We start from the raw sequence: 25,479 nt of genomic DNA on the forward strand, positions 1-25,479 counted from the left end.
CCCGCGGCCGCAAGCTTAAGCTCAGCGAACTGTGGCGCTGAGTACAGCTTTGGTGACGCGATTTACAAGGATGTGTTATTCGCACCGTATTAGACCAGTCGCCCGCACCCCTAACGCGGCTCGAGAAGATTGACCGGCGCGAGCCGGGGCCTTTACTATCTGTATCTTCCGCCACACCGCCGGACTTAACTATGGGCCAAGAAACCCGCGCCGCTGCGTATCAGGAAGCCGATTTCGACCGGTTTTGCCGGCGTTTGCAGACCGAGACCGAATTGCTCGGTCGTTTGATCCGCGACAAAGCCTGTGCGGAAGCTGCGCCGGTGGCCGGTTTCGAGATAGAAGCTTGGTTGTTGGACGGCGATATGCGGCCGGCGCCGGCTAACCAGACGTATTTGCAATCCTTCGGTCAGCCGCTGCTGGCCGGTCCGGAGCTGGCCAAGTTCAATATCGAACTGAACACGCCGCCGCAAGCCTTGACCGGCGCTGCGTTCGGCGCGATGCACAAGCAATTGCAACAGACTTGGCAAGACGCGGCCGGGCATGCCCGGCAAATGGATTTGCACCTATTGGCGATCGGTACGCTGCCGACCTTGGAACAGTGCGATTTGCATCTGGGCAATATGTCGGACATGAACCGTTACCGGGCTTTGAACCAGCAGATTTTGCAAAACCGCGGCCGGCCGATTTGTCTGGATATATGCGGTCACGAGCATCTGAAACTGGAACACCACGACGTGATGCTGGAAGCGGCCACTACCTCGCTGCAGTTGCATATCCAGTGTCCGCTTAGTCAGGCCCACCACATTTACAACGCCTCCATCATTGCCTCGGCGGCGATGGTGGCGCTGGCGGCGAATGCGCCGTATCTGTTCGGCAAGGATTTATGGGCCGAGACCCGGATTCCGATGTTCGAGCAGGCCATCGCTGCCGGCGGTTATAGCGGTGCGGCGGACGGGCCACTGCACCGGGTCGGTTTCGGTTCGGATTACGCCCGGCACTCGATCCAGGAATGTTTTATCGAGAATTTGCAGCATTTTCCGGTGCTGTTGCCGGAACAATTCGACGATGCGCCGGAGGCGTTTCGCTATCTGCGCCTGCACAACGGTACCATCTGGCGCTGGAACCGGCCGCTGGTGGGGTTCGACGCCGACGGCACGCCGCATATCCGTATCGAACACCGCACGCCGGCAGCGGGGCCGACCGTGATCGATATGGTCGCCAATGCCGCGTTTTTCTATGGGCTGGTGAAGAATCTGGCCGACGAACGGGCGGAGGGCGGGGCGGCATTGCCTTTCGCTCAAGCCAAGGACAATTTCTATCAGGCCGCCCGCCACGGGCTGGATTGCCATGTGGTCTGGTTCGGCAACCGCAAGCAGCGGCTGGCCAAGCTGATCGAACAGGAATTGCTGCCGCGCGCCGGCCTGGGGCTGGACGCGCTCGGCATCCGCAACCGCGACGCGTTGGACTACCTTGGCATCGTCCGCCGCCGTGTCGCCAGCCGGCAAACCGGCAGCCAGTGGCAGCGGCGCTTTATCGAAGCCCATCCCGGCGAATTTAGCGCAATGACGCGGGAGTATTTGCTGCGCCAGCTCGGCGGCGAGCCGGTCTCGGGCTGGGGGCTCTGAGCGTCCGCCGCCGAACGGCGCATTGCGGTTGCTCTCGGCCGACTATTCAGGCATGTTGAGTCGCTGAACGGACTTTGGACACCTCGGCCATGCAATCGAACCTCTCCGCACATTCTGCTCTGAAACAATTCGACGCCCTGCCGCCGGGTTTGCTGGACATTCCGGTCGAAGCCCTGCATACCCTGGTGCCGGAACCGGCCTTGTTCCATCTGCCCGGCAAGCGGCCGGAGACGCTGTTCGTGTCGGTGCTGCTGCACGGCAACGAATCGACCGGCTTTCTGGCCGTGCAACAGTTATTGCGCAAATACCAAGGCCAAAATTTGCCGCGCGGGCTGACCCTGTTTTTTGGGAATACCCAGGCCGCCCGCCACAATCTGCGCCGACTGGACGGCCAGCCCGACTTCAACCGGATCTGGCCGGGTAGCGGCCTGGCACCGTCGCCGGAAACGGCTTGGGCGGCGCAGATTTGCGAGATCATGCGCCGGCGCGGCGTGTTCGCCAGCGTCGACGTGCATAACAATACCGGCCGCAACCCGCATTACGCCTGCATCAACAAACTGGACCGGGAGTTTCTGCATCTGGGGGCCTTGTTCGGCCGCTTGCTGGTCTACTTTACCCACCCCAAAGGCATCCAATCCGGCGCGTTCGCCGAGTTTTGCCCGGCCGTGACGCTGGAATGCGGCCGTCCCGGCCAGCCGCACGGCACCGAACATGCGCTCGAGTTTTTGGATAGCTGTCTGCACTTACACGAATTTCCGGCGCATCCGGTCGCCCGCCAGGACGTGGACATCTACCACACCGTGGCCCAGGTCTGTATCGCCGAGGATGCCAGTTTCAGCTTTACCGAGCGCAGCGCCGATTTGCTGCTGGACAGCGGGTTGGAGCGATTGAACTTCACCGAAATTGCCGTCGGCACCGCGTTCGGTAACATCTCGACGGCGCGCGTGCCGGTGGTCGCCAGGGATAACGCCGGGATACCGGTCACCGAGCGGTTTTTCGAAATTCGGGACGGGCAGTTGGTGTTGAAGCGGCCGACGATGCCGTCGATGTTGACCTTGGACGAACGGGTGATCCGCCAGGATTGCCTGTGCTACTTGATGGAGCGGCTGCCGCTGGAGGGCGTCTGATTTTGGCGATTGGGCCGAATGGTCTAAGCTTTACGGTTTATGCTGCGGGCTGCTGCCGACCAAAGCTTCGGTTGCGGTTGCAGCGGACCGTCTAACGGGGTAGGGGAGAAAACTGATGTTGAAGTCCTTGGATATATTGCTGGGCTTGTCGGTGGTGATGCTGATCGCCAGCATGGCCGTTACGCTGATCAGCCAGGCCATACTCAAGCTGCTCGCCAGCCGCGGCCGTAACCTGCACCACGGTTTGACCGATCTGCTGGAAGTGCTGGACCCGCGTTTGGCGCGGACCGACGCGGCAGCGATCGCCGGTAAAGTGTTGAGCCAACAGACCATTGGCGGCCGGTTTCGCAGTTGGCTGCCGCCGCGGCTGCGTTTCTTGTCTTATGGCGAGGTGATCCACCGCGAAGAATTCGTCAAAAGCCTGCTGGAATTGGCCGCAGCCTACGATGCCGGCATCAAAGCCGAATTCGACCGGGTCAACGCCGAATTGGCGAACGGGGCGATTACCGTCAACGTCGGCTTGGCGGCACTGGAGAACAAGTTGCGCGAGTATCCGGCGTTTTTGAAGAGCCTGGAAGCCGGCCGGCTGATCCAGCAGGTCAAGACCGAAACCGGCGTCAATAAACAAAAGCGGCTTTATCAAAAATTGAAAGGCATCATCGCCAAGCACATCGATTTGGCGGAAAAGCTGGGGCAGGCATTGGGCAGCAATGGGGTCGAGAACCCGACCGCGACGTTGAAAAACGTGAGAATGCTGGCACTGCAATTCGAAAAATCCAATCCGGAACTGGCGCAGGACGTGCGGGAAGCCAACGCCTTGCTGCAAGAGGCCGCCAGCGAGTTTTTGGCGGTGATCCACATGAATTTCGACAATTTGCTGGATCGGGTCGCGGTGCGTTTCTCGTCGACGGCGCGCACGGTCAGCGTATTCAGTGCGGCTTTGCTGGCGGTCGGATTACAACTGGATGCGCTCGTCATCATCAATCGCTTGGCCATGGACGAACAAATGCGCAGCGCCTTCGTGCAATTGGCGCCGACCTTTGCCCAGGACGAGACCATCAAAGCCAAGGTGATGGCGGACGCCAAGAGCCAGCCCAAAACCGGAGCAAGCAGTGATGCGTCGGCCGAACCGGTCAAATCCGCCGCCGGCATCGAAACCGAAAAATATTACTTGAACGTGCTGGCCGACCGCGGCCTGATCACCTGGCCCAAGGATTGGCAAGCCTGGCGGGACAATTGGCAGCAGAATGCCAGTGTCCCCGGCGTGGTGTTGTCGATGTTTCTGTTAAGCATGGGCGGGCCGTTTTGGTACAACGTGTTGAGCAAACTGTTGCAGTTGCGTTCCGGTCTGGCGCGCAAGGACGACGAGCAAAAAGCCATCCGTCAAAGCTCCCAGCTTGCGGCGACTGCGGATGCGTTGTCGCCGACTGCCGCCAACCCGTTGCAGGGCGAGCGCGGCGATTTGAAGGCGTTGGGCTGAGGAGGGCGGTATGCAAATCGACTGGATAGGCTGCGCCGCCGACAATTTCCGCCCCGGTCGGCCCGGCGGATTCAAGCCGGATGCGATCGTGTTGCACAGCGTCGCCGATCTGGCCCAGGCCGAAACCGGTTATCGCAGCGGCGGCAGCTTGGTCTCGACCCACTATGCGATCGCCGGCGACGGCCGGGTCAGGCAGTACGTCGACGAGAAAGACACCGCCTTTCACGCCGGCTTGGTGGTCAATCCCAGCGCGGCCTTGGTCCAACAGCGGCCGAACAGCAACCCGAACTATTATTCGATCGGCATCGTGTTGGAGATGGCCGCCGGCCAAGGCTTCCCGGCCGGGCAGCAGGCGGTTTGCGCCCGGCTGTTGCGCGAGATTGCCGACCGCTGGCGCATCGAGCTGGATACCGAGCACGTGTTGCCGCACAGTGCCATCCGGGCCTCGGCAGCTTGTCCGGCGACGGCGTTGAATCTGACCGAACTGCTGGCGGCAGCGGTACCGGAACCTGAGTTTGCCGGCCTGAGCGGCAAGCAAATCGGCCTGCTGGTGAACGTCAAATTGCGGGAAAGCCCGGCCTTGAGCGGCGCGCTGGTCAAAGTATTGCCGGCCGGCAGCCGGGTGGAGATCAGTGGCTTTGCGGTTGGCGAAACGGTATCCGGCAATAGTTTCTGGTACCGCGATTTGGACGGGCATTTTTTCTGGGCCGGCGCCAGCGAACGGCCCAATCCGCGGGCGCTGTTGGCTACCGATCCGGCCGGACTCAGCACCGATACGATGCCGCCAGCGACAACAGTAAGTGCCGCACCGGCGTTGGCGATCAACCGCAGCCGCTTCCGGTTGCCGGCCGGGCAATATTACAGCGACCGGCCGCACAAGGATTTGATCGTGCTGCATTTTACCGCCGGCTCCAGCGCCAAATCGGCCTTCGATACCTGGAACGGCGACGCCGGCCGTATCGGCGCGGCCTATCTGGTGGATGTGGACGGTACGGTGTACGAAGTATTCGACCCGGCGCAATGGGCCTACCATCTTGGAGTCCAGGGCAGCGGCGGTCGCCACGACAAGCGCTCGATTGCGATCGAAATCGCCAACGTCGGCCCGTTGCGGCCGGCGGCGGATAATCCGGATATTTTGAACTGGTGGCCGCCGAAGCGGGGCGACACCGCGCCGTTCGGCACCCGCTACTGCGAACTGAGTCAGACCGAAAAATACCGGAAACTAAGCTTCCGCGGCGAGCATTATTTCGCCGCCTTTCCGGCCGGGCAAACCGAATCGATCCGGCTGTTGATGCAGGACTTGTGCGCCCGCTTCAATATCCCGCGCACCTTGCCGCCGACGGCGAAACAATTCGAACGCGATCCGGATTTCTTCCAGAACTACAGCGGCATCGCCAGCCACATCAATTTTCGGCAGGATAAGTGGGATATCGGGCCGGCCTTCGATTGGCCGGCCTTGCAAATCCCGAATGCCTGAGGCGGTTTAACCTGGGTTTGCGCCGGCTCAGGCTGCGGCCAGCATGCCTTGGCGGACGATGAAGTCGATAATCCGCTCCAAGCCGTGGCCGGTTTTGATGTTGCTGAACACGAACGGCCGCTCGCCGCGCATCTTTTTCGCATCCCGGTCCATCACGTCCAGCGACGCGCCGACATAAGGTGCCAAGTCGATCTTGTTAATCACCAGCAAATCCGATTTGGTGATGCCGGGGCCGCCCTTGCGCGGAATCTTGTCGCCGGCCGAGACGTCGATCACGTAAAGCGTCAGATCGGCGAGTTCCGGGCTGAAGGTGGCACTGAGATTGTCGCCGCCGCTTTCCACCAACACAAAGTCCAGTTCCGGGAAACGCTCGCACAACTCGTCGACCGCCGCCAGATTCATCGATGCATCTTCGCGGATCGCGGTATGCGGGCAGCCGCCGGTTTCCACGCCCAGAATTCGCTCTTCCGGCAAGGCCTGGCTACGAATCAAAAACTGCTGGTCTTCGCGGGTGTAAATGTCGTTGGTCACGACGCCGATTTGGTAATCGTCGCGCATGCGTTTACACAAGGCATCCACCAGCGCGGTTTTGCCGGAGCCTACCGGGCCGCCGACGCCGATTCTCAATACGTGTTTGTCGTTCATGTTTTCTCCAGTAGTCCGGATGCCATCCGGGGTTAAGGTTGCTCAAACCTCGATTGCGCTTGCGCTGCATCGAGGCATTATTGTTATTTCACGATCGGAACAGCCGCGAATACTGCATCTCATGCCGGCTGCTGGCCAGGGCCAGCCCGAAACAACTGCCGCCGATCTGGTCGTCGGTCATGATCAGGGTTTGCCCAACCAAAGCCGGCAATTCGCCGGCCAGACGCTGTAATAATTGCTGCCCGGCGACTTGCCCCAACGGCACCAATTTGATCGCGCCCAGCACCTGGTTTTCCAGCCAGCCCCACAGGTAACCGCTCACCGTGTCGGCCTTGTCGATTTGCCAACGCACCGCCGCCAAGCCAAACAAAGTCGCCAGGGTCGCGTCCGGCCGTTTCTGCCAAGCCTGCGCTTCCGGCATCTCCAGATTGACCAGCAAACGCGCCAAGGCTTGGCCGGTCTGCTTGTCCTCGGCGCGCAATTCGGCGGTTTCCCGATAGGCATTAAGAGTCTGGCTCCAGTGCTCGACGGCTTGCATATCGCCAGCTTGCCAGGCATCGTACAACCGCGCCAGCAGTGGCGCATCGACCTTGCCCAAAGCGTTGTGCAGCAAACCGCGCAGCCAGTCGCCGGTTTGCTCGGCGTTGGTCACCCAACCGTCCTGCACCGCAGTTTCCAGCCCCTGCGAATAGCTGTACATGCCAATCGGCAAACTGGGGCTGACCAGTTGCAGGAGCCGCAGCAACGACAGATTAGTGACCATGGCTGTGGTACGCGCCGGCTTCCGGTTCGAACGGCAGGGTGTGATGTTCGACGGTCAACCCCAAACCGACCAACATTTGATCGAGTACATGATCGGCCAGATAACGCAGTTCGTCCGGCAGAATTTGCAGGGCGATGTGGCGGTTGCCCAGGTGGTAGCAGGCGCGGGCAAATAACAGCGGGTCGCTGCATTTGACGACCGATAATTGTTCCGGCGCCGCATCGATGCGCACTTTAAAGCCTTGGCCGTTGGTCAGGATTGCGCCGTGTTTCAGGGTTTGGCCCCTGGGTAAAAATACGCCGACTTGGATGCCGCCTTTGGTAGTCGCCGGTTGGCGAGATTTTTGGCGGGCGTCGTAAGGCAAGGTCAGGGTGTCGTCTGGCTGGTCTTCGGTGTTAGTGGTTTCGGTGAGTTTTAGCATTGTTTTATTTTATGTAGGTTGGGTTAGTGAAGCGTAACCCAACACGACGGCTTTTGGATTATTTGATGTCTTTTGGTTTTGTTGTGTCGCTGTCGCGACGGGTGTTTTCAATGTCGGTTCGCGGACCGACAACCGCGATACTTTCTTTTGCGTGGCGAGCCACAAGGATGTGGCGAATGCCGAAAACGCAGGAGCAATTTTCTGCCAAAAGAAAGTATCCAAAGAAAAGGCCACCCGACATTCCGCCTTAATCCTGCCCCTCCGAAAACGAGCGGCATCCCTGTCGCTCCCCTGCGGGCTATTCTCGCCAAAAGCTCCGATACTCGGGGCGGAATAACGGGAGGAAAACCACCTCCAATTTTAAAAGGTACTACAAAAATCTCTTTCGTAGGTCCGATTAGCGAAGCGTAATCGGACGCATGTTAATCATCTCCATCCACGGTTATATCCAAATCCCCTCCCCAATGCGCCGGATAAACACCCTTTTCAACATAGCGATGAAAACTGGAATACGGCCAATCCTTAACTCTGGTAACTAACCCATGTTTAAGCGGATTAACGTGCACGTAATCGACATGGCGTTCAAAATCTTGCTCGTCACGAATGCAATGCTCCCAAAGATGCCGCTGCCAGATTCCACGCTCACCCGCCATCTTTCGAACATTCGACCGATACTCTGTTTTCGGCAAGGCCCGCGAAAATCCGCTTTTTATCAATCGCCAACGCTTGCTGAAATCCGCATCACCGGGTGGCAATGTCCAGACGGCATGCATATGTTCCGGCAACACTACCCACGCGTCGATTTGGAATGGGTAGCGATTTCGTACCGCCCGAATAGTTGCCCGCAGCAAATCGATTTCGCGAACCAACAAATCGTTGTTTTTACGCTCCAGCAAATTCACCGTAAAAAACCATGTGCCACCGGGAATAAATGAGCGTCGGTAATTGGGCATGGCTTATTGCGATTTTTAAATATCGTTTGGTCACCTTCGTCCGATTACGCTGCGCTAATCGGACCTACGCCGGCTCAATGTTTATAATTTAGAACGGAATGTCATCATCAAATTCATCAACGTACGGATTAAAGCTTTTTCCATAGCCTAACTCATCGAGCTCTATTTCATCTGAAATACGTAAGCCGCAAAATTCGCAACGAATGAGCCTTACAAATTCCCCAGCGACCAATTTTTCGGCATTTTCCAAATCAACTATATAGTCAGCCTCTGCAAAAAGCACAGCACTCTGATTACAGGCTGGGCAAGTAGTTTCGTACCTACGAACAGACTCCAAAAGCTCATCGGTTCTAGCTCTCATTTGATTGATTATTTCTTGGTTTCGGCTGATAGAATTCCATTTCTTTTCATATTCTTCTAGCTTTATTCTGAGGAGATTCGCTCTGTCTTCTTGGTATAACTTTGAGATTTCTCTTATTCTATCCTCGTTATTACCAAAAAGATCCTTTCTTGGAATGCCAATCTCATCTGAAAAATCAAGCAAGATAAAATAGAAATCTCTTTTCATTAATAAGCTAGCTTTGGCTTTATCTATCCAGTCTAAGTCGTTATGTACAATAATATCTCTGAGGTTAGACAGGCCGAATAAACGGTTTTTATTTTTCTGAGTCGCTCTAGAAATTTCAGCAGCTCTTAGTAATGAATTTTTAAAAGTTATTACGTCAGCAGTTGGTGTGTTTGCTAAGATAGAATCTCTTTCATTGTTGTTAATGATTTTGTCTTTGTATAAAACTCTTAAGGAATGGTTAAATTCAGGAGTAACAAGTATATAGGTAGGATTTATGCTAAAAATTATCCCTTTAAGTAAACGTTCCATACCGATCGCAAAATTTAATACGGACTGAAAAATATCCATATTTGTCATTTTCTCGTTTATCCGAATTGCGCTTTCTTGAAAAAAGAGATGTGCACTTTCCGTATATTGATTTTTTGCTGTCTGTAACATTTTATGTTTCACTGAAATAGGCTTTGGTGACACCGACCCTAGGCATGGTTTTAAACGTAAAACCCAGCAATATGGCTAAATTACCTTTGCTACACGAAATAACCGTTGGAGCAAGCATTCCCGTTATTCCGCCCCGAGCATCGCAGCTTTTGGCGAGATCGGCCCACAGGGGAGCGGCAAGGATGCCGCTCGTTTTCGGAGGGGCAGGAAGCCCCTTCCGAAAACCCTCGCCAAAAGCTAGAAGCGCAGGATTAAGGCGGAATGTCGGGTGGCCTTTTCTTTGGATACTTTCTTTTGGCAGAAAATTGCTCCTGCATTTTCGGCATTCGCCACATCCTTGTGGCTCGCCACGCAAAAGAAAGTATCTCGGCTGTCGGGCCGAGACCCGACTTCAAATAAACCGCGCCAGCGACACCAAACTAAAACAAAAAATACCGCTGCGCCATCGGCAACACCACCGCCGGCTCGCACGTCAACAACACCCCGTCCGCCCTGACCTGATACGTCTGCGGACAAACCTCCATCACCGGCTGGTAGTCGTTCAGCTTCATATCGGATTTACCGATGTTGCGTGTATTCCGAACCGTGCCCACCCGCTTTTGCAAACCCAATTGTCCCGCCACGCCGGTAGATACGGCGGCTTGCGGCAGGAAGATCATCGAGGTATTGGCGGCGGTGCGGCCAAAACTGCCGAACATGGGGCGGTAATGCACCGGTTGCGGGGTGGGTATCGAGGCATTGGCGTCGCCCATCGGCGCGGCGGCGATCAGGCCGCCTTTGATAACCAGGCTGGGTTTGACGCCGAAAAAAGCCGGTTGCCACAGGACCAGGTCGGCCAGTTTGCCGGCTTCGATGGAGCCCACTTCGTGAGAAATGCCGTGGCTGATCGCCGGGTTGATGGTGTATTTGGCGATGTAGCGTTTGATGCGCTGGTTGTCGCTGGTGGCCGGGTCGCCGGCCAGCGCGCCGCGTTGCACCTTCATTTTGTGCGCGGTCTGCCAAGTGCGGATGATCACTTCACCGACCCTGCCCATGGCTTGCGAGTCGGACGAGATCATCGAAAACGCGCCCAGGTCTTGCAGAATGTCCTCGGCGGCGATGGTTTCGCGGCGGATGCGCGATTCGGCAAAGGCCACGTCTTCCGGGATGCTGGGGTCGAGGTGGTGGCAGACCATTAGCATGTCCAGATGCTCGTCGACGGTGTTGATCGTGTAGGGCCGGGTCGGGTTGGTCGACGACGGCAGCACGTTGTTCAGGCCGCAGGCTTTGATGATATCCGGGGCGTGGCCGCCGCCGGCGCCTTCGGTGTGGTAAGTGTGGATGGTGCGGCCCTTGAAGGCGGCGATGGTGTCTTCCACGAAACCAGATTCATTCAGCGTGTCGGTGTGAATGGCAATCTGCACGTCGAAACGCTCGGCCACGCTCAGGCAACAATCGATCGCCGCCGGCGTGGTGCCCCAGTCTTCGTGCAGTTTCAAGCCCATCACCCCGGCCTGGATTTGCTCATCCAAGGCGCCGGGCAGGCTGGCGTTGCCTTTGCCGAGCAAACCAAAGTTCATCGGCAAACCGTCCAGCGCTTTCAGCATTTGTTGGATATGCCACGGCCCCGGTGTGCAGGTGGTGGCGTTGGTACCGGTGGCTGGGCCGGTGCCGCCACCGACCATCGTCGTCACGCCGGAACACAGCGCTTCTTCGATTTGCTGCGGGCAGATGAAATGGATGTGGGCGTCGATGCCGCCGGCGGTGAGAATCTGGCCTTCGCCGGCAATGACTTCGGTGCCGGGGCCGACGATGATGTCGACGCCGGGCTGCACGTCCGGGTTGCCGGCCTTGCCAATTTTAAAGATGCGGCCGTCCTTCACGCCGACGTCGGCCTTGACGATACCCCAGTAATCGATGATCAGCGCATTGGTAATCACCAAATCCACGGCCTGATCGTTACCCAGCTGACTTTGGCCCATGCCGTCGCGAATCACCTTGCCGCCGCCGAATTTCACTTCGTCGCCGTAGACGGTGTAATCGGCTTCCACTTCCAGGATCAAATCGGTGTCGGCCAGCCGTAGCCGGTCGCCGGTGGTGGGGCCGAACATGTCGGCATAGGCTTGTCTGCTGATTTTGCTCATGCGCTTTTCTCCAACGGGCCCATCACTTCCCCGCGAAAGCCATAGACTTTACGTTCGCCGGCAAACGCCACCAACTGCACCTCGCGCTGTTGGCCTGGCTCGAAACGCACGGCGGTGCCGGCCGGAATATCCAGCCGAAAGCCCAGAGCCACGCTACGGTCGAAATGCAAGGCCGGGTTGGTTTCGTAAAAATGGTAATGCGAGCCGACCTGAATCGGCCGGTCGCCGCTATTGGCGACCAGGACTTTGAACGTGGCGCGGCCGGCGTTGAGTTCGATGTCGCCAGCGGCGGGGAAGATTTCTCCGGGGATCATGGGGGCTCCTGTTAAATTTGGTTTTCCGCGTGGGCACGATAAATCGTGTCCACCCTACATGTTGGATTTTCTTTGCTTTCTGACAGATTTTCGTAGGGTGGGCACGTGCTTTTTGTGCCCACGCGATGACTATACAATTGGGTCATGCACTGTTACCAATTTGGTGCCATCCGGAAACGTTGCCTCCACCTGCACGTCGGGAATCATTTCCGCCACGCCGTCCATCACGTCGTCGATGCTCAATAGCGTCCGACCATAAGCCATCAACTCGGCCACGGTCTGGCCGTCACGAGCACCTTCCATGATCGCGGCGGAGATATAAGCCACGGCTTCCGGGTAATTGAGTTTCAAACCTCTGGCTTTGCGGCGCTCGGCGAGGAGGGCGGCAGTGAAGAGGAGGAGTTTGTCTTTTTCTCTGGGGGTTAATTGCATAGTCGTTTCGTTAATGTGACGTTTTCGTAGGGTGGGCACGTTTAATCGTGCCCACGCGTGTTTCCAATTTGCAGTAGCCAACCGTCGACGTTAAGCTATCGTACACTTTTTTGTACAACAGGAGCATCAATGGACGCCATCAGTTACAGCGCCGCTCGCGCCAATTTGGCTAAAACCATGGACAAGGTTTGCGCCGACCATGCCCCCATCATCATCACCCGCAAAAGCGAATCCCCGGTGGTAATGCTGTCTCTGGAAGACTACCAAGCCATGGAGGAAACCGCCTACCTGCTACGTTCCCCAGCTAACGCCCGCCGCTTGCTGGAATCCATCGCCGAGCTGGAATCCGGCCAAGGCACGGAGCGCGAATTAATCGAGTGAAAATCACTTTTTCCTCCGACGCCTGGGATAGCTATCTCTACTGGCAAGCCACCGACAAGGCCATTCTTAAGCGTATCAACCAACTGATCAAGGAAATCCAGCGCCAGCCATTCGAGGGCATCGGTAAGCCGGAACCTTTGAAACACGGCTTGTCCGGCTATTGGTCGCGGCGGATTAACGACGAGCATCGGATCGTTTATAAAGTTGCCGGGGATACCTTGTTGATTGCGCAGTTGCGGTTTCATTATGAGTATTGAGCTTGTTTTGTGTCGCTATCGCGACGGTTGTTTTTAATGTCGGGTCTCGGCCCGACAGCCGAGGTACTTTTCTTTGGACGGCCAAAGAAAAGTACCCAAAAGAAAGGCCGCCCCATGCCGCTTTTATCCTGCGCTCCGAAGGGTTTGAACGGGGTTTTCGGAAGGGCTATCCATAGCCCTCCGAAAACGCGATGCATCCCTGCATCGCCCCTGCGGGCTGCTCACTCGGTACATCCATTTACCTCGCCCTTCGGGTGCTGCGCATGCAAATCGGCTATCCTGCCGATTTGTCCGTCCAAACCCTTCGGTGCTCGGCGCGGCATCAGGGGATCAAAACCATCCCGAAATTAAAGGTTCAAAATCAATCTCGGTAGGTCCGATTAGCGAAGCGTAATCGGACGCATGTTAATCATCCCCTTCCACCGCCAAATCCAAATTTCCACCCCAACTTGGCGGATAAATTCCCTTTTCCACATATCGATGGAAACTCGAATACGGCCACTCGACGGCTTTGGCGACATGCCCATGTTTAACCGGATTGATATGCACATAATCAACATGGCGTTCAAAATCTGTTTCGTCGCGTATCGAATGTTCCTAAAAATGTCGCTGCCAGATTCCACGTTCGCCAGCCATCTTTCGAACATTCGACCGGTACTCGGTTTTTGGCAATGCCCGAGAAAATCCGCTTTTGATCAATCGCCAGCGTTTGCTGAAATCCGCATCACCCGGCGGCAACGTCCAAACCGCGTGCATATGTTCCGGTAATACCACCCAGGCATCAATTTGAAAGGAGTAACGCTTCCGCACCGCCCGCACCGTGTCTCGCAATAAATCGATTTCCCGGAGCAACAAATCGTTATTCTTTCTCACCAACAAATTCACCGTAAAAAACCAGGTGCCACCCGGAATAAAAGCGCGTCGGTAATTGGGCATGGTTTTTTAGTGTTTTAAGAGTTTGAGTGTTTTTTAGGTTTAAACATTCGTCCGATTACGCTTCGCTAATCGGACCTACGGCCTTCGGTACATCCATGTACCTCGCCCTTCGGGTGCTGCGCATGCAAATCGGCAATCCTGCCGATTTGTCCGTCCAAACCCTTCGGTGCTCGGCGCGGCATCAGGGAATAAAACCATCCTGATATTTTCAGCACATCAATATTTGGAAATCAATTGGCTGGGTTTCATTTCATTTACGCCAGCCTATTGGGCTTTCGTCTACCATAAATTGCGCCACATAAGTGAATGCTATCTGGTTCCATACCATTGGAATCATAATAAGCAGACCTTACTTTATTATTAACTCTATCAATATATTTAACATGAATAAACGTTAATCCAAATCGGGGGTTTCTAATTTCTCGACATGAAACTATATTTTTCAATTCTATTTCTGTCTTGAAAAAATACCCATTAACTCTAAGGCTTTCTCTAGACAAAATGAAACGTGGTGTCATTTTAAATAGCTGTGACAACGAATAAAAGAACAAACAACCGTTAACGACTGATAAACCTATATTTATCGCATCATACAAAATTCCGAGCTGTACTCGACTGAAAACAAGAAAAATCAAAAAGCCTATAAAACCGCATAAGCTTAAAAGAAAATATCCAACTCGACCATTAAGCGAAATATTAAATGTGACGGGCTTAATTAATGAATACATCAAATTGAACCTATGCTTTTGTCGTAATAGCCGAAGCCACACCAATGTTACCGTCAACGATGTAATACTCTTTTGCCTCCTGCCCACGCAGCACGTAGGATGTGCTGAGCCAAAGTGAAGCGCATCGTTCGCGACAGATGCGCCTCCTATCGTCGGCAGCATCCTACAATAGAACTCGAAACCTAAAACACAAATTTATCTAATAAATTTTCTTCGCGCGAGGGGTTCTCTTCCCCTTTTGCCGCGCAGAGCACCGGAGGGTTTGGGCGGACAAATCGGCAGGATTGCCGATTTGCATGCGCAGCACCCGCAGGGCGAGGTACATGGATGTATCGAGTGAACAGCCCGTAGGGGCGATGCAGGGATGCATCGCGTTTTCGGAGGGCTATGGATAGCCCTTCCGAAAACCCCGTTCAAACCCTTCGGCGCGCAGGATCAAAGCGGCATGGGGTAGCCTGCTGACTCGCGCCGTCCGGGCGCTCGCACTTCGTGCGCCGTTGGCGTCCAAATCCGCTCCCGGCGGATTTGTCTTTGGATACTTTCTTTTGGCCGAAAATTGCTCCTGCATTTTCGGCATTCGCCACATCCATGTGGCTTGCCAAACAAAAGAAAGTATCTCGGCTGTCGGGCTGACAAATCGGCAGGATTGCCGATTTGCATGCGCAGCACCCGCAGGGCGAAACACATGGATGTGTTTCGTGAAACCGACATTAAAAAAGCCGTCTCGGCAGCGACACCAATTTGACTTAAGGAAAGAATTTATATATTTCCTTCCTATGCATCACCGTCGCCACAACCACTAAATCATCCTTAACAATCAATCCCACCCGATAATCGCCAAACCGTACTTTATAAAACCCAACATAACCCTGCATTTTCTCGATTTTTCCCAATTCAAAAATGCTATTTGCTTGGGCTAAGTCCTCAAATACAAATTGCTCAATTTTCGGTCGAACCGAGGCCGGCAAATCGGCCAATTGCTTTAAAAACTTTTTGCGATATTCAACCTGCATCAAGCCTTATCCAGGCTGGCGTAATACTTTTTAGCATCCGCGATATTTAATGTTTCGCTGTCGTCGGCATTTATTAATTGCACCAAGGCGTAATTTTCCAGAACATTTTCAATCTTTTCGAAGGTGTCAATATCCAGCTGTACAGCGACTCTTTGGCTGTCTTCGTTAACGATATATTGCCTTTTAAATTCCATAACTGTCTCCCAGGAAAGGTGAGTGGTCACGATACCCATCCACTAGAGAAAAATCAAACTGGCTTAGGTCGCCCAAATTCTCGGCGCACAAACCGCTTTCCCAATAACATCCCCCCGCACCAATCCCCAAACCGCCTCAAAAAACGATTTCAACAAATCCGCCCGTCTATCTAAACCCCGACAAATCAACAAACCCTCAATAAAAGTCACCCCACGATTAGCCTCATCGCCAATCAGTTCCTGCACCGCCGCCAACTGCAAAGCCGAAGCTGGATATACAAACATCGTCCCGCAAGCCGAATGCCCGAATAAACCCCAGCGGGCCTGAAACGCTTCGGCATCCAGGCGCAAGCGTTCCAGGTAAAACAAACGCCCGGCGCGGCTGATGTGCCAATTCAAGGTGGCGGTGCCGTTGGCAAAGCCCTCGCCGGCCGCCGGGCGACCTAGAGCCAAGATTTCCCAGCCGATGAAGCGGGCGTGCTCGGCCAACTCGATATGCATGCTGGAATTTAAGCGCGCGCCTTCGTAAACGATGGTTTCCTGCGGCAACCATTCCAGGCCGGCGTGTTCTGAAACCTTGAGATTGACGGTTTGCCGGGCTTCGCCGCCGCCGCTGCGGTAAAACTTGCCGGCGGCGGGCGTGGTGATGAGTGCTTGGGCTGTGGTGTCCACAGCGGCAGTAATGCTCAACTGATCGCCGGCCACCACGCCGCCGGGCGGATGCAGCAGATAGACGTGGCAGACACCGCCTTCCGGGTAGAAGGGTCGCTGCACGGTCAAAGGCCCGCGGTGCTCGCTGTTAGCCAAGACGGTTTTGTCGCCGCGTTGGCTAAAGCCCAGCCTTAACTCGGCCTCCCATGCTGCTGGTTCTGAGGTGGCATCGGGAATGGATGAAACGGCGAGGTTTACAGGCATGGATGAGCGGCAGCGTTATCAGTTTTTGGATTTCGGCGTGATCGCCGATTTTTCCGACAACAGCGGTGGCTCAGATTTTTGAGCGTGCCGTTGCCGGGCGAGGTGCAATATAACCGGGCCAAATACAAATCCCAAAATTAATACGCTAATCAACAAAGCGGGTAAATTGGGGATTTCGAAAAAGGGATGCAGGGCGGCATGGGTCAACTGCATCAGGTTGCCGCCTGCCATCACGGCTTCGTAACTGCCATGCGCCTCGCTCCGCATCGACCAAACCAATAACAATGCCCCGACCGCCAGCCAATATTGTTCGGATTTCATGTCTATTTCTCCTTGATCCTGCTGTGAGTTTGAATGATGGCCGATGCCCGTTTTTGCCCAAGTCCCTTTTTTTGAAAGGGGCTTGGTTGGGTCACACCGTCAAATACCGTTTCACCATGTCATCCGCCAATTCGTCCATCGCGCCCACCGCCACATGCCGCCCCCGGTCCATGATGCAGAATTGATTGGCCACCTTGCGCGCAAACGGTAGTTTTTGTTCGACCAGCAATACCGTCACGCCCAGTTCTTTGTGGATGCGATCGATGGCTTGATGGATTTCGCCGGTTTCCGGTTTGGGCACGGCGACAGGTTGGCCGCGCGACTTGTTCAGACGAATAATCACATCGCCGATTTCGCTGACGATGTTGGGCTGGATGCCTTCGGTGGGTTCGTCCAGGATCAGCAGGCGTGGGTTCAGCACCAGCGCCCGGCCAATGGCTAATTGCTGTTGCTGGCCGCCGGACAGGTCGCCGCCGCGGCGTTTCAGCATTTGTTTCAGTACCGGAAAAATCTCGAAGATGCTGTCGGGGATTTTTTTGATGCCGTGTTTGTTGGCCGCGCGTAGGCCGGTTTTCAGGTTTTCTTCCACAGTTAATAAGGGAAAGATTTCCCGGCCTTGCGGCACGTAACCGATGCCCAGTTCGGCGCGAGACTCTGCCTTGGCCTTGGCCAGTTCCACGCCGTCGAATTGGATGCTGCCGTCGGCCACCGGCAGCAGGCCCATGATGGCTTTCAGCAAAGTGGTTTTACCGACGCCGTTACGGCCCATCAGACAGACGCAAGACCCGGCGGGTACGTTTAAATCCAGGTCCCACAGGGTGTGGCTGGCGCCGTAGTATTGTTGCAATGCGCTGATATTTAACATTATCCCCCCAGGTAAACTTGGATCACGCGAGTATCGTTTTGGACTTCGTCCATCGTGCCTTCGGTCAGCACAGAGCCTTCGTGCAACACGGTGACCTTGCGAGCGATGCTACGCACGAATTCCATATCGTGCTCGACCACCACGATGGAGTGTTTGCCTTGCAGGGACAGCAATAGTTCGGCGGTGCGTTCCACTTCTTGATGGGTCATGCCGGCGATGGGTTCGTCGACCAGCATCACTTTCGGATCTTGCATCAGCAGCATGCCGATCTCCAGCCATTGCTTTTGCCCGTGCGACAGCGCGCCGGCCAGTTGCCGTTGTTGGGCGGGCAGGGCGATGGTTTGCAATACATCCTGGATGCGGTCGCGCTGCTCGCCGGTTAATTTATGAAACAAGGTCGGCCAGGTGCGTTTGTCGGTTTTTAAGGCCAGTTCCAGGTTCTCGAACACGGTCAAAGCATCGAACACGCTGGGTTTTTGAAATTTGCGGCAGATGCCGGCCTGGGCGATGGCCGGTTCATCCAATTCCAGCAGGTCGATGGTCTGGCCGAAAAACACCGAACCGCTGTCGGGCTTGGTTTTGCCGGTGATGACGTCCATCAGCGTGGTTTTGCCGGCACCGTTGGGGCCGATCAGGCAGCGCAGTTCGCCGTCGTCGATGTACAACGACAGATGGTTCAGCGCGCGGAAGCCGTCGAAGCTGACGCTGACGTCTTCCATGTACAGAATCGGGCCGTGGCGGGCGTCGATTTCCCCGACCAGCGGCAGGCTGGCGCCGCCTTCGGTGGTGGTTGCAGCCGAGATCATCATGCCGGTTGTCCTCCGGTAGCGTTAAGAGTGGGTTTGGGTTTAATCCGCCGGCGCAGCAGGCCGACGATGCCGTCTGGCATTAATAGAGTGACCAAGACAAACGCGCCGCCCAAACAAAACAGCCAGGCGTCCGGCATCAATCCGGTCAAAACGGTTTTCGCGTAATTGACCAGCACCGCGCCGATGATGGCGCCATATAAAGTGCCGCGACCGCCGACCGCGACCCAGATAACGATTTCCAGCGAGTTGAGCGGCGAGAATTCGCTGGGGTTGATAATGCCGACCTGCGGCACGTACAGCGCGCCCGCAAGTCCGGCCAACATCGCCGCGAATACGAACACCCAGAGTTTGAACAATTCCACCCGGTAACCCAGAAAGCGTACCCGCGATTCCTGGTCGCGAACCGCCGTGACCACCCGGCCCAACTTGCTATTCACAATCCAGCGGCACAGCAGTAGTGCGCCGATCAGGCACAGGCCGGTCATCAGTAATAGAACCGAACGGACTGCTTCGGATTGGATGTTGAAACCGAGGATGTCTTTGAAATCGGTGAGGCCATTATTGCCGCCAAAGCCCATTTCGTTGCGGAAAAAGGCTAGCAACAGCGCGTAAGTTAATGCTTGGGTGATGATGGATAAGTAAACGCCGGTCACCCGAGACCGAAACGCCAGCCAACCGAACACGAAAGCCAGCAAGCCGGGGGCGAGGAACACCATCAGCATCGCGAAACCGAAATTCTCGAAGCCGTACCAGTACCAGGGTAGTTCGGTCCAGTTCAGGAATACCATGAAGTCGGGTAGTTCGGCGTTGCCGTAGACGCCGCGAGTGCCGATTTGCCGCATCAGGTACATGCCCATCGCGTAGCCGCCCAAGGAAAAGAAAGCGCCTTGGCCGAGGACCAGAATCCCGGCGTAGCCCCAGACTATGTCGAGTGATAAGCCGAGGAGGGCGAAGGTCAGGTATTTGCCTATCAGGGAGACTGAGTAGGCGGAGAAGTGCAAGGCCGAATCTTCGGGGAAGATTAGGTTGCAGAGGGGGATTAATAGGGTGACGCTGACTAGGGCTACTAGCACGGTAGTGTAGGTTTTGTCTTGGGTCAGATTAGCGATATTCATTTTTTCACTTCCGTCTGTTTTAAAGTGTCGCTGTCGCGACGGCTTTTTTGGAGTCGGGTCTCGGCCCGACAGCCGAGATACTTTCTTTTGCTCCGCCAAAAGAAAGTATCCAAAGAAAAGGCGGCCCGGATGCCGCTTTGATCCTGCGCGCCGAAGTTTTTGAATGGGGTTGCCGGAAGGGGCTTCCTGCCCCTCCGTCAACGCGATGCATCCCTGCATCGCCCCTGCGGGCTATTCCATTCAAAAACTCCGGTGCTCGGCGCGGCATACGGGACACCCCCTCAGCCGCCCGTATTTGCTTAGCGTGGGTAACTTTGCCCACCGTTGGCTGTCGTTTCGCGTGGGCACTCAATCGTGCCCACCCTACGACTACTTTGCCTACTTGTGGCTAACGCTTTCGGTGATGCAAGTACCAAAGTAAGCAAACAGTCATAATTCCAAAAAATATCCAAAACCATTGCCGCAACCCCCATTCTTCTGAATTAAGAGGCGGCAAACCTCTGGACCATTTCATGCCGAATAGGAAAAGATCGAAGATAAATTCCAGGCCGCCACCGGTCGATATCCTAAACACGTTTATTTCTCCTTAAGAAATGGGCTTACAAAATGGCTCAAATCTTAGGACACATTTCCGAGATGTTTCGGCGCTGTTAATTCCGCAAACTTAAAACTACGACCGAAATTCAGCGTGTTGCTTTTGATTTCGTGACGGGTTTTCTCCCGTTATTCCGCCCCGAGCATCGCAGCTTTTGGCGAGATCAGCCCGCAGGGGAGCGGCAGGGATGCCGCTCGTTTTCGGAGGGGCAGGAAGCCCCTTCCGAAAACCCTCGCCAAAAGCGAGAAGCGCAGGATTGAGGCGGAATTCCGGGTGGCCTTTCTTTTGGTGACTTTTCTTTGGCCAAACAAAGAAAAGTCACTCGGCTGTCGGGCCGAGACCCGACTTCTAAACAACCTGTCGCGGTAGCGACACAACAAAAACCAAAGCCATCAAATAATCCAAAAGCCTTCGTGTTGGGTTACGCTTCGCTAACCCAACCTACGCGAATCACATTAAGACTCGGCAGCTCTCCCCTTCTGCGGAAACAACCCCCTAGGCTTCTTCTGAATAAATAAAATAATAAACACCAGCACTAAAATCTTCGCCAACACCGCACCCGCATAAGGCTCCAACACCTTGTTGGCAATCCCCAACGAAAACCCAGCTACCAAGGTGCCGAACAAATTACCGACCCCGCCAAACACCACAACCATGAACGAATCAACGATGTAAGCCTGACCCAGATTCGGTCCGACGTTGGTGATTTGGCTCAATGCCACGCCTGCGACGCCGGCAATACCGGAACCCAAGCCAAAGGTCATCGCGTCGACCCGTGCGGTGGGGATGCCCATCGCCCTAGCCATGCCGCGATTTTGCGCAACCGCGCGGACTTCCAATCCCAATTTTGTCCGTTTCAAAATTTGCAGTAAGGCGGTAAATACCAATAAGCAAAAGATCAGGATGTAAAAGCGATTCCAGGTCAGTGAGAGAAAGTCGTTAATCTGCCAAGAGCCGCTCATCCACTCCGGGGTGGAGACGCTGCGGTTCAGCGGCGAGAAGATGGAACGGACGGCTTGTTGCAAAAACAAACTAACGCCGAAAGTCGCCAACAGGGTTTCCAGCGGCCGGCCGTATAAAAAGCGGATGATGCCGCGTTCGATGGCGATACCCACCAAAGCGGCGACGATAAACGCCACTGGAATGGAGACGATCAGCGCCGTGCCCAAGTAATTGGGCATAATTTGTTGCATCACGTAGGTGGTGTACGCGCCTAGCATCATCAGTTCGCCGTGGGCCATGTTGATCACGCCCATCACCCCGAAGGTGATGGCCAAACCGATGGCTGACAAGACCAGCACCGCGCCCAAGCTCAAGCCAAAAAACACGGTCTCGGCAACTGCATAGGCTTGCATGCGCTCGCGAATTTTGATCAATGCCGCTTCCGCCAGGTTACGCACGTCGCTGTCCGCTTCCAGAAAATTACCGTCGCCGTCCTTGTCGATCAGGGCTTGTAACTTGTTGACCACATCTTGGCTATCCAAGTCTCTTAGAGCGGTGATAGCGGCTATGCGTTGGTCTTTTTCCGGGCTGTTGATGTCTTGCAATAACAGCATCTTGTTAATCGCGGTTTTGATGTCGGCGTCGGTTTCGTTGATCAGATGATCGCGTAATAAAATCACCGCTTTGTCGTCTATTTCATTGGCTAATGCTTGCACTGCAATCAGGCGCAGCACCGGATCGGCGTCGTTCAATTGCAGTTGCGCGATGGTTTTACGCAGCACGCCGCGCAATTTGTTGTTTAAGCTGATTTTGCCTACCGCGCTACGCTCCACATCCGCCAAGGCTGCACCGCTAAGCGGGTCGCTGAGTTGATAGCCGAGCGGGCTTTCCTGGCCGATAACCAATTTGGACTCGGCTTTGAAATCGAATAGCTTGCCATCTTGCAGGGCTTGCAGAAGCTTGAGGTTATTGCTGTCGTTACCCAGCGTTTCGATGGCTTGCTCTCTATCCTGCATGCTGCCTTGTCTGAGCTGATCCAGGGAGCTGCCGGCGTCTTGGGCCATGACCGGCTGAGTCATGACAAACATCAGCGATAGTAACCAAGCTGCAAGACGTGGAAGCCATTTAAAAACGCCGCCAGCTGACAATCCGGCCTGAGTAGAAGCTGTAGTCAGCAGGCTCAAGAGATTGTCCTTGGGGGAACGGTAAGCCGGGTGCGCAGCAGACGGCGTTTTCGAATGGGTTCTATCGGTTGGGCCCTTGACCGTTCGCTCTGCGCTGGTCGAAGGGCTTGCCCTACTCGGGTTCGACAAGCGGATCCCGAGCGGGACACCGGTGTTATGCAGGGTGAGGTTAATAAAACGGGGGATATACATGCTCTGTCCTATTGTGGGGGGCGAGGCCCGCGGCATCCTGCCGTGGGCCTCGCTGGTAACATCCGCTGTTAGTAGTTCTGTCCTGAACACTTTTTGGTTTTGGTGTTGTAGTTGCCGCAACTGATCGGTGCGGTCCAGTCGGCGATAATCGGTTTGCTGTCCGGCAAGAAATCGGACCAAGCATCGCCGTCGACGACTTTGTTGGTTTGCCAGACGGTGACGAATTGGCCGTCGTCTTGGATCTCGCCAATCAACACCGGTTTGCTGATGTGATGGTTAGGCAGCATTTTCGACATGCCGCCGGTCAGGTTCGGGAACTCTACGCCGATGAGGGCTTTTTGTACTGCGTCAGGATCGGTGGTGCCGGCTTTCTCGACCGCTTTCACCCACATGTTAAAGCCGATGTAATGCGCTTCCATCGGATCGTTGGTGACGCGTTTCGGATTTTTGATGTAGTCCTTCCATTGTTGGATAAAGGCGGCGTTTTTGGTGGTATCGACGCTCATGAAGTAGTTCCAGGCTGCCAAGTGACCAACCAACGGTTTGGTATCCATACCGGAAAGTTCTTCCTCACCCACAGAGAAGGCGATGACCGGGATTTTCTCGGCGGAGATGCCTTGGTTGCCCAACTCTTTATAGAACGGGATGTTAGCGTCGCCGTTGATAGTAGAAACCACAGCGGTTTTCTTGCCGGCTGAGCCGAATTTTTTGATGTCGGAGACGATGCTTTGCCAATCAGAATGACCGAATGGGGTGTAGTTGATCATGATGTCCGCCGGTTTAACCCCTTTGGATTTCAAGTACGCTTCCAGGATTTTGTTGGTGGTGCGGGGGTAGACGTAGTCGGTACCGGCCAACACCCAACGCTGAACTTTCAAGTCGTTCATCAAATAATCGACCGCCGGAATCGCTTGTTGGTTAGGCGCGGCGCCGGTATAGAACACGTTTTTAGAGGACTCTTCCCCTTCGTATTGCACGGGGTAGAACAGGATGCTGTTTAACTCTTCGATGACCGGCAATACCGATTTCCGGGAAACGGATGTCCAGCAGCCGAAGATGGACGCCACTTTATCCTTGGTGATCAGCTCGCGGGCTTTTTCCGCAAATAACGGCCAGTTGGAAGCAGGGTCGACGACCACCGCTTCCAGTTTCTTGCCGAGCAAGCCGCCTTTTTTGTTTTGCTCGTCGATCAGCATCAACATGGTGTCTTTCAGAGTGGTCTCGGAAATCGCCATCGTGCCGGACAGGGAGTGCAGCACGCCGACTTTGATGGTGTCTTCGGCGTGCGCGGAGGTCGCGGTGCCGAACAGTGCAGCCGATAGGGCCGCAGCGGTCGCCAGTTTGCGGAAGGTGTGATTCAATAAATTCATCGTGATTGTCCTCTGTTATAAGATTCTTATATTTGCCATTGGAAGCCAACCATGATCTGGCTGGCGTTCTCACCGGAGGCGGTGGATTTGTAATTCAAGCCTTTGGTCAACAAATCACCGTATTGGTAGCTCGCGAAAATTTTGGCGTTGTGGCCGTCGATGATGTAGTTGACGCCGCCTTCATACACTTCGCGGTTGGGGCTGTTATCGGGCGATACATTCACGTAGCGCAAATAAGGTTGGAACTGGCCGATGCCGATTTTTTGCGGGAATAGATACATACCGCTGACGTCGTAAGCGTTGCCTTCGAACATCGAGAACTGCGCCGGTGCGCCGACGGAGCCTTCCGCGTCGCGAATGGTTTGGCTATACGGGCCGGTAATGCCGTAGTTTTTGTACTCGCCGTTGAAGGTAACCACGCCGCCACCCGGCAACACTTTTTCCATCAACACGTCGGCGGTGGTGCCACGGAAGCTGCCAGGCGAACCCAAGGCACCCGCACCGTCTTCCTGATATTGATTGGCTACGCCGACGGTCAAAATGTCGCCGCCTTTGCCGTAGTAAGTGCCCGAGGTGTAATAGCCAGGATTTTTTTCTACGTCCCAAAAGTTATAGGCAAAGCGTTGTGCGTACATGATGTTGTCATCGACGTTCGCACCGCCGCGCAGGCCGCGGAAAAAACCGACCGCGTATTGGAAGCGACCATCGAAAACCGCACCCCAGAAAGTCGCACCGTCGTCACGGCCAAAAGAACCTGCCGAGGTGCCGTCGGATTTGATGGTCAGGTTGTAGTCGGATGGTTCGAATGGTGTGCCGGCCGAGAAGATGTTGTAAACCGCGCTGTAGAACGGACCGTTCATCTCGCGGCGCTCCGCAGGTACTAACATCCGGCCTACCCACAAGTTGGCGTAGGGCGTAACCTCAAACTTACCGATGGCATCCAGTACCCGTACCTCGCCGCCATTGCCGCAGGTTTGGCAGTCGGTATTGAATTCGACTTTCAGATATTTATGAATCTGACCGTTGATGTACAAACGGATATTGTCCAGGTTGAAATCGTTGCTCCACTTGTCTGCGTTAGCGCCGACGGAGCCTTCCTGAGCGCGGAAGCTGGTCCGCAAACCGGCACCGACGCTGACCCATTTGGTGTCGTCGATCTTGAAGGTGGCGCCGGCTGTCGCTTCCGGCGCCTGGCTCAGGCCGATGGCACCCAAGGCCATACCGCTCAGCAAGCCGATGGCCCGGCTGCCGGTTTTTTGTCGATTAAAACCCGTCATTTGCATTCCCCTATCTAGT

General features: G+C 55.2%; 25 protein-coding genes and 1 pseudogene. 6 read left to right on the forward strand and 20 right to left on the reverse strand.

Translation table 11 applies throughout. From position 1 onward, the window contains the following. Positions 1-191: 191 nt before the first annotated feature. From ACH518_RS10565 to ACH518_RS10580, 4 genes are all read left to right on the forward strand, one after another. Positions 192-1,625 carry a glutamate--cysteine ligase gene (locus ACH518_RS10565; protein WP_445372873.1) on the forward strand — a complete coding sequence of 478 codons (1,434 nt, stop codon included), beginning with the start codon at positions 192-194 and terminating at the stop codon, positions 1,623-1,625. 89 nt (positions 1,626-1,714) lie between these two features. Continuing rightward, positions 1,715-2,752, forward strand: coding sequence for a M14 family metallopeptidase (locus tag ACH518_RS10570; protein WP_445372874.1), 1,038 nt, complete (start codon positions 1,715-1,717; stop codon positions 2,750-2,752). A gap of 115 nt (positions 2,753-2,867) precedes the next feature. Next, positions 2,868-4,232, forward strand: a complete 1,365-nt coding sequence (locus tag ACH518_RS10575; RefSeq protein WP_445372875.1) for a hypothetical protein — start codon at positions 2,868-2,870, stop codon at positions 4,230-4,232. Between the two features lie 10 nt (positions 4,233-4,242). After that, complete coding sequence (locus ACH518_RS10580; RefSeq protein WP_445372876.1) at positions 4,243-5,709, forward strand: N-acetylmuramoyl-L-alanine amidase; 1,467 nt, start codon at positions 4,243-4,245, stop codon at positions 5,707-5,709. Positions 5,710-5,736: 27 nt separating this feature from the next. Here ACH518_RS10580 and ureG read toward each other — a convergent pair whose 3' ends face one another. The 9 genes from ureG to ureA form a co-directional block, all read right to left on the reverse strand. Next, the gene (gene ureG, locus ACH518_RS10585; RefSeq protein ID WP_140914399.1) at positions 5,737-6,354 is read right to left on the reverse strand and encodes an urease accessory protein UreG; all 618 of its coding nucleotides are present in this window, start codon (positions 6,352-6,354) and stop codon (positions 5,737-5,739) included. A gap of 88 nt (positions 6,355-6,442) precedes the next feature. Continuing rightward, the gene (locus ACH518_RS10590; protein WP_445372877.1) at positions 6,443-7,117 is read right to left on the reverse strand and encodes an urease accessory protein UreF; all 675 of its coding nucleotides are present in this window, start codon (positions 7,115-7,117) and stop codon (positions 6,443-6,445) included. Continuing rightward, complete coding sequence (ureE, locus tag ACH518_RS10595; RefSeq protein WP_445372878.1) at positions 7,107-7,538, reverse strand: urease accessory protein UreE; 432 nt, start codon at positions 7,536-7,538, stop codon at positions 7,107-7,109. Before ureE ends, ACH518_RS10590 begins: the two co-directional genes overlap by 11 nt. A gap of 9 nt (positions 7,539-7,547) precedes the next feature. Further along, entirely contained in the window at positions 7,548-7,772 is a 225-nt protein-coding gene (locus ACH518_RS10600; RefSeq protein ID WP_445372879.1) for a hypothetical protein, read from the reverse strand. Between the two features lie 188 nt (positions 7,773-7,960). Further along, positions 7,961-8,491 carry an REP-associated tyrosine transposase gene (locus ACH518_RS10605; protein ID WP_445372880.1) on the reverse strand — a complete coding sequence of 177 codons (531 nt, stop codon included), beginning with the start codon at positions 8,489-8,491 and terminating at the stop codon, positions 7,961-7,963. Between the two features lie 88 nt (positions 8,492-8,579). Next, the gene (locus ACH518_RS10610; RefSeq protein WP_445372881.1) at positions 8,580-9,509 is read right to left on the reverse strand and encodes a hypothetical protein; all 930 of its coding nucleotides are present in this window, start codon (positions 9,507-9,509) and stop codon (positions 8,580-8,582) included. Between the two features lie 407 nt (positions 9,510-9,916). After that, positions 9,917-11,620 (reverse strand): urease subunit alpha, encoded by a 1,704-nt coding sequence (gene ureC, locus ACH518_RS10615; protein ID WP_445372882.1) that lies wholly within the window; start codon positions 11,618-11,620, stop codon positions 9,917-9,919. Next, complete coding sequence (locus ACH518_RS10620) at positions 11,617-11,934, reverse strand: urease subunit beta (RefSeq protein ID WP_445372883.1); 318 nt, start codon at positions 11,932-11,934, stop codon at positions 11,617-11,619. Before ACH518_RS10620 ends, ureC begins: the two co-directional genes overlap by 4 nt. A 129-nt stretch (positions 11,935-12,063) precedes the next feature. Further along, positions 12,064-12,366, reverse strand: coding sequence for an urease subunit gamma (gene ureA / locus ACH518_RS10625; RefSeq protein ID WP_278212652.1), 303 nt, complete (start codon positions 12,364-12,366; stop codon positions 12,064-12,066). Between the two features lie 129 nt (positions 12,367-12,495). Here ureA and ACH518_RS10630 point away from each other — a divergent pair, with 129 nt between their 5' ends. Both ACH518_RS10630 and ACH518_RS10635 read left to right on the forward strand, forming a co-directional pair. After that, positions 12,496-12,747 carry a type II toxin-antitoxin system Phd/YefM family antitoxin gene (locus tag ACH518_RS10630; RefSeq protein ID WP_071155240.1) on the forward strand — a complete coding sequence of 84 codons (252 nt, stop codon included), beginning with the start codon at positions 12,496-12,498 and terminating at the stop codon, positions 12,745-12,747. After that, positions 12,744-13,004, forward strand: a complete 261-nt coding sequence (locus ACH518_RS10635) for a Txe/YoeB family addiction module toxin (protein WP_064028910.1) — start codon at positions 12,744-12,746, stop codon at positions 13,002-13,004. Before ACH518_RS10630 ends, ACH518_RS10635 begins: the two co-directional genes overlap by 4 nt. Positions 13,005-13,409: 405 nt before the next feature. Here the strand turns inward: ACH518_RS10635 and ACH518_RS10640 are convergent. The 11 genes and pseudogenes from ACH518_RS10640 to ACH518_RS10690 all read right to left on the reverse strand — a co-directional run bounded on the left by ACH518_RS10640 (position 13,410) and on the right by ACH518_RS10690 (position 25,466). Further along, positions 13,410-13,940 (reverse strand): annotated as a pseudogene (locus tag ACH518_RS10640) (REP-associated tyrosine transposase). 1,474 nt (positions 13,941-15,414) lie between these two features. Beyond that, positions 15,415-15,681: a type II toxin-antitoxin system RelE family toxin gene (locus ACH518_RS10645; protein WP_445372884.1), complete on the reverse strand. Its 267-nt coding sequence runs from the start codon at positions 15,679-15,681 to the stop codon at positions 15,415-15,417. Beyond that, on the reverse strand, positions 15,681-15,875 hold the full coding sequence (locus ACH518_RS10650) for a hypothetical protein (protein ID WP_445372885.1): 195 nt from the start codon (positions 15,873-15,875) through the stop codon (positions 15,681-15,683). The genes ACH518_RS10645 and ACH518_RS10650 overlap by 1 nt, the downstream gene beginning before the upstream one ends. 63 nt (positions 15,876-15,938) lie before the next feature. Then, on the reverse strand, positions 15,939-16,790 hold the full coding sequence (locus ACH518_RS10655) for an urease accessory protein UreD (protein ID WP_445372886.1): 852 nt from the start codon (positions 16,788-16,790) through the stop codon (positions 15,939-15,941). An 18-nt stretch (positions 16,791-16,808) separates the two neighbouring features. After that, entirely contained in the window at positions 16,809-17,111 is a 303-nt protein-coding gene (locus tag ACH518_RS10660) for a hypothetical protein (RefSeq protein WP_445372887.1), read from the reverse strand. A gap of 91 nt (positions 17,112-17,202) precedes the next feature. Continuing rightward, entirely contained in the window at positions 17,203-17,976 is a 774-nt protein-coding gene (locus ACH518_RS10665) for an ABC transporter ATP-binding protein (RefSeq protein ID WP_445372888.1), read from the reverse strand. After that, positions 17,976-18,785 carry an urea ABC transporter ATP-binding protein UrtD gene (urtD, locus tag ACH518_RS10670; protein WP_445372889.1) on the reverse strand — a complete coding sequence of 270 codons (810 nt, stop codon included), beginning with the start codon at positions 18,783-18,785 and terminating at the stop codon, positions 17,976-17,978. Before urtD ends, ACH518_RS10665 begins: the two co-directional genes overlap by 1 nt. Continuing rightward, positions 18,782-19,900, reverse strand: coding sequence for an urea ABC transporter permease subunit UrtC (gene urtC / locus ACH518_RS10675; RefSeq protein WP_445372890.1), 1,119 nt, complete (start codon positions 19,898-19,900; stop codon positions 18,782-18,784). The genes urtD and urtC overlap by 4 nt, the downstream gene beginning before the upstream one ends. A 1,050-nt stretch (positions 19,901-20,950) precedes the next feature. Next, positions 20,951-22,516: an urea ABC transporter permease subunit UrtB gene (urtB, locus tag ACH518_RS10680; RefSeq protein ID WP_445372891.1), complete on the reverse strand. Its 1,566-nt coding sequence runs from the start codon at positions 22,514-22,516 to the stop codon at positions 20,951-20,953. A gap of 365 nt (positions 22,517-22,881) precedes the next feature. Further along, complete coding sequence (gene urtA, locus ACH518_RS10685) at positions 22,882-24,183, reverse strand: urea ABC transporter substrate-binding protein (protein WP_445372892.1); 1,302 nt, start codon at positions 24,181-24,183, stop codon at positions 22,882-22,884. Positions 24,184-24,209: 26 nt separating this feature from the next. Further along, positions 24,210-25,466 (reverse strand): hypothetical protein, encoded by a 1,257-nt coding sequence (locus tag ACH518_RS10690; protein ID WP_445372893.1) that lies wholly within the window; start codon positions 25,464-25,466, stop codon positions 24,210-24,212. Positions 25,467-25,479: the final 13 nt, after the last annotated feature.

The sequence above is a fragment of the Methylomonas sp. HW2-6 genome, assembly GCF_052474525.1.

Bases quoted from the DNA above. Each gene is read 5' to 3' on its own strand.
- ACH518_RS10690 (WP_445372893.1), bottom strand. From the start codon at position 25,466: ATGCAAATGACGGGTTTTAATCGACAAAAAACCGGCAGCCGGGCCATC.
- ureG (WP_140914399.1), bottom strand. From the start codon at position 6,354: ATGAACGACAAACACGTATTGAGAATCGGCGTCGGCGGCCCGGTAGGC.
- ACH518_RS10565 (WP_445372873.1), top strand. From the start codon at position 192: ATGGGCCAAGAAACCCGCGCCGCTGCGTATCAGGAAGCCGATTTCGAC.
- ACH518_RS10645 (WP_445372884.1), bottom strand. From the start codon at position 15,681: ATGCAGGTTGAATATCGCAAAAAGTTTTTAAAGCAATTGGCCGATTTG.
- ACH518_RS10575 (WP_445372875.1), top strand. From the start codon at position 2,868: ATGTTGAAGTCCTTGGATATATTGCTGGGCTTGTCGGTGGTGATGCTG.
- ACH518_RS10605 (WP_445372880.1), bottom strand. From the start codon at position 8,491: ATGCCCAATTACCGACGCTCATTTATTCCCGGTGGCACATGGTTTTTT.
- ACH518_RS10590 (WP_445372877.1), bottom strand. From the start codon at position 7,117: ATGGTCACTAATCTGTCGTTGCTGCGGCTCCTGCAACTGGTCAGCCCC.
- ACH518_RS10650 (WP_445372885.1), bottom strand. From the start codon at position 15,875: ATGGAATTTAAAAGGCAATATATCGTTAACGAAGACAGCCAAAGAGTC.
- ureA (WP_278212652.1), bottom strand. From the start codon at position 12,366: ATGCAATTAACCCCCAGAGAAAAAGACAAACTCCTCCTCTTCACTGCC.
- ACH518_RS10620 (WP_445372883.1), bottom strand. From the start codon at position 11,934: ATGATCCCCGGAGAAATCTTCCCCGCCGCTGGCGACATCGAACTCAAC.
- ACH518_RS10660 (WP_445372887.1), bottom strand. From the start codon at position 17,111: ATGAAATCCGAACAATATTGGCTGGCGGTCGGGGCATTGTTATTGGTT.
- ACH518_RS10570 (WP_445372874.1), top strand. From the start codon at position 1,715: ATGCAATCGAACCTCTCCGCACATTCTGCTCTGAAACAATTCGACGCC.
- ACH518_RS10665 (WP_445372888.1), bottom strand. From the start codon at position 17,976: ATGTTAAATATCAGCGCATTGCAACAATACTACGGCGCCAGCCACACC.
- urtB (WP_445372891.1), bottom strand. From the start codon at position 22,516: ATGACTCAGCCGGTCATGGCCCAAGACGCCGGCAGCTCCCTGGATCAG.
- ureE (WP_445372878.1), bottom strand. From the start codon at position 7,538: ATGCTAAAACTCACCGAAACCACTAACACCGAAGACCAGCCAGACGAC.
- ureC (WP_445372882.1), bottom strand. From the start codon at position 11,620: ATGAGCAAAATCAGCAGACAAGCCTATGCCGACATGTTCGGCCCCACC.
- ACH518_RS10630 (WP_071155240.1), top strand. From the start codon at position 12,496: ATGGACGCCATCAGTTACAGCGCCGCTCGCGCCAATTTGGCTAAAACC.
- urtA (WP_445372892.1), bottom strand. From the start codon at position 24,183: ATGAATTTATTGAATCACACCTTCCGCAAACTGGCGACCGCTGCGGCC.
- ACH518_RS10655 (WP_445372886.1), bottom strand. From the start codon at position 16,790: ATGCCTGTAAACCTCGCCGTTTCATCCATTCCCGATGCCACCTCAGAA.
- urtC (WP_445372890.1), bottom strand. From the start codon at position 19,900: ATGAATATCGCTAATCTGACCCAAGACAAAACCTACACTACCGTGCTA.
- urtD (WP_445372889.1), bottom strand. From the start codon at position 18,785: ATGATGATCTCGGCTGCAACCACCACCGAAGGCGGCGCCAGCCTGCCG.
- ACH518_RS10580 (WP_445372876.1), top strand. From the start codon at position 4,243: ATGCAAATCGACTGGATAGGCTGCGCCGCCGACAATTTCCGCCCCGGT.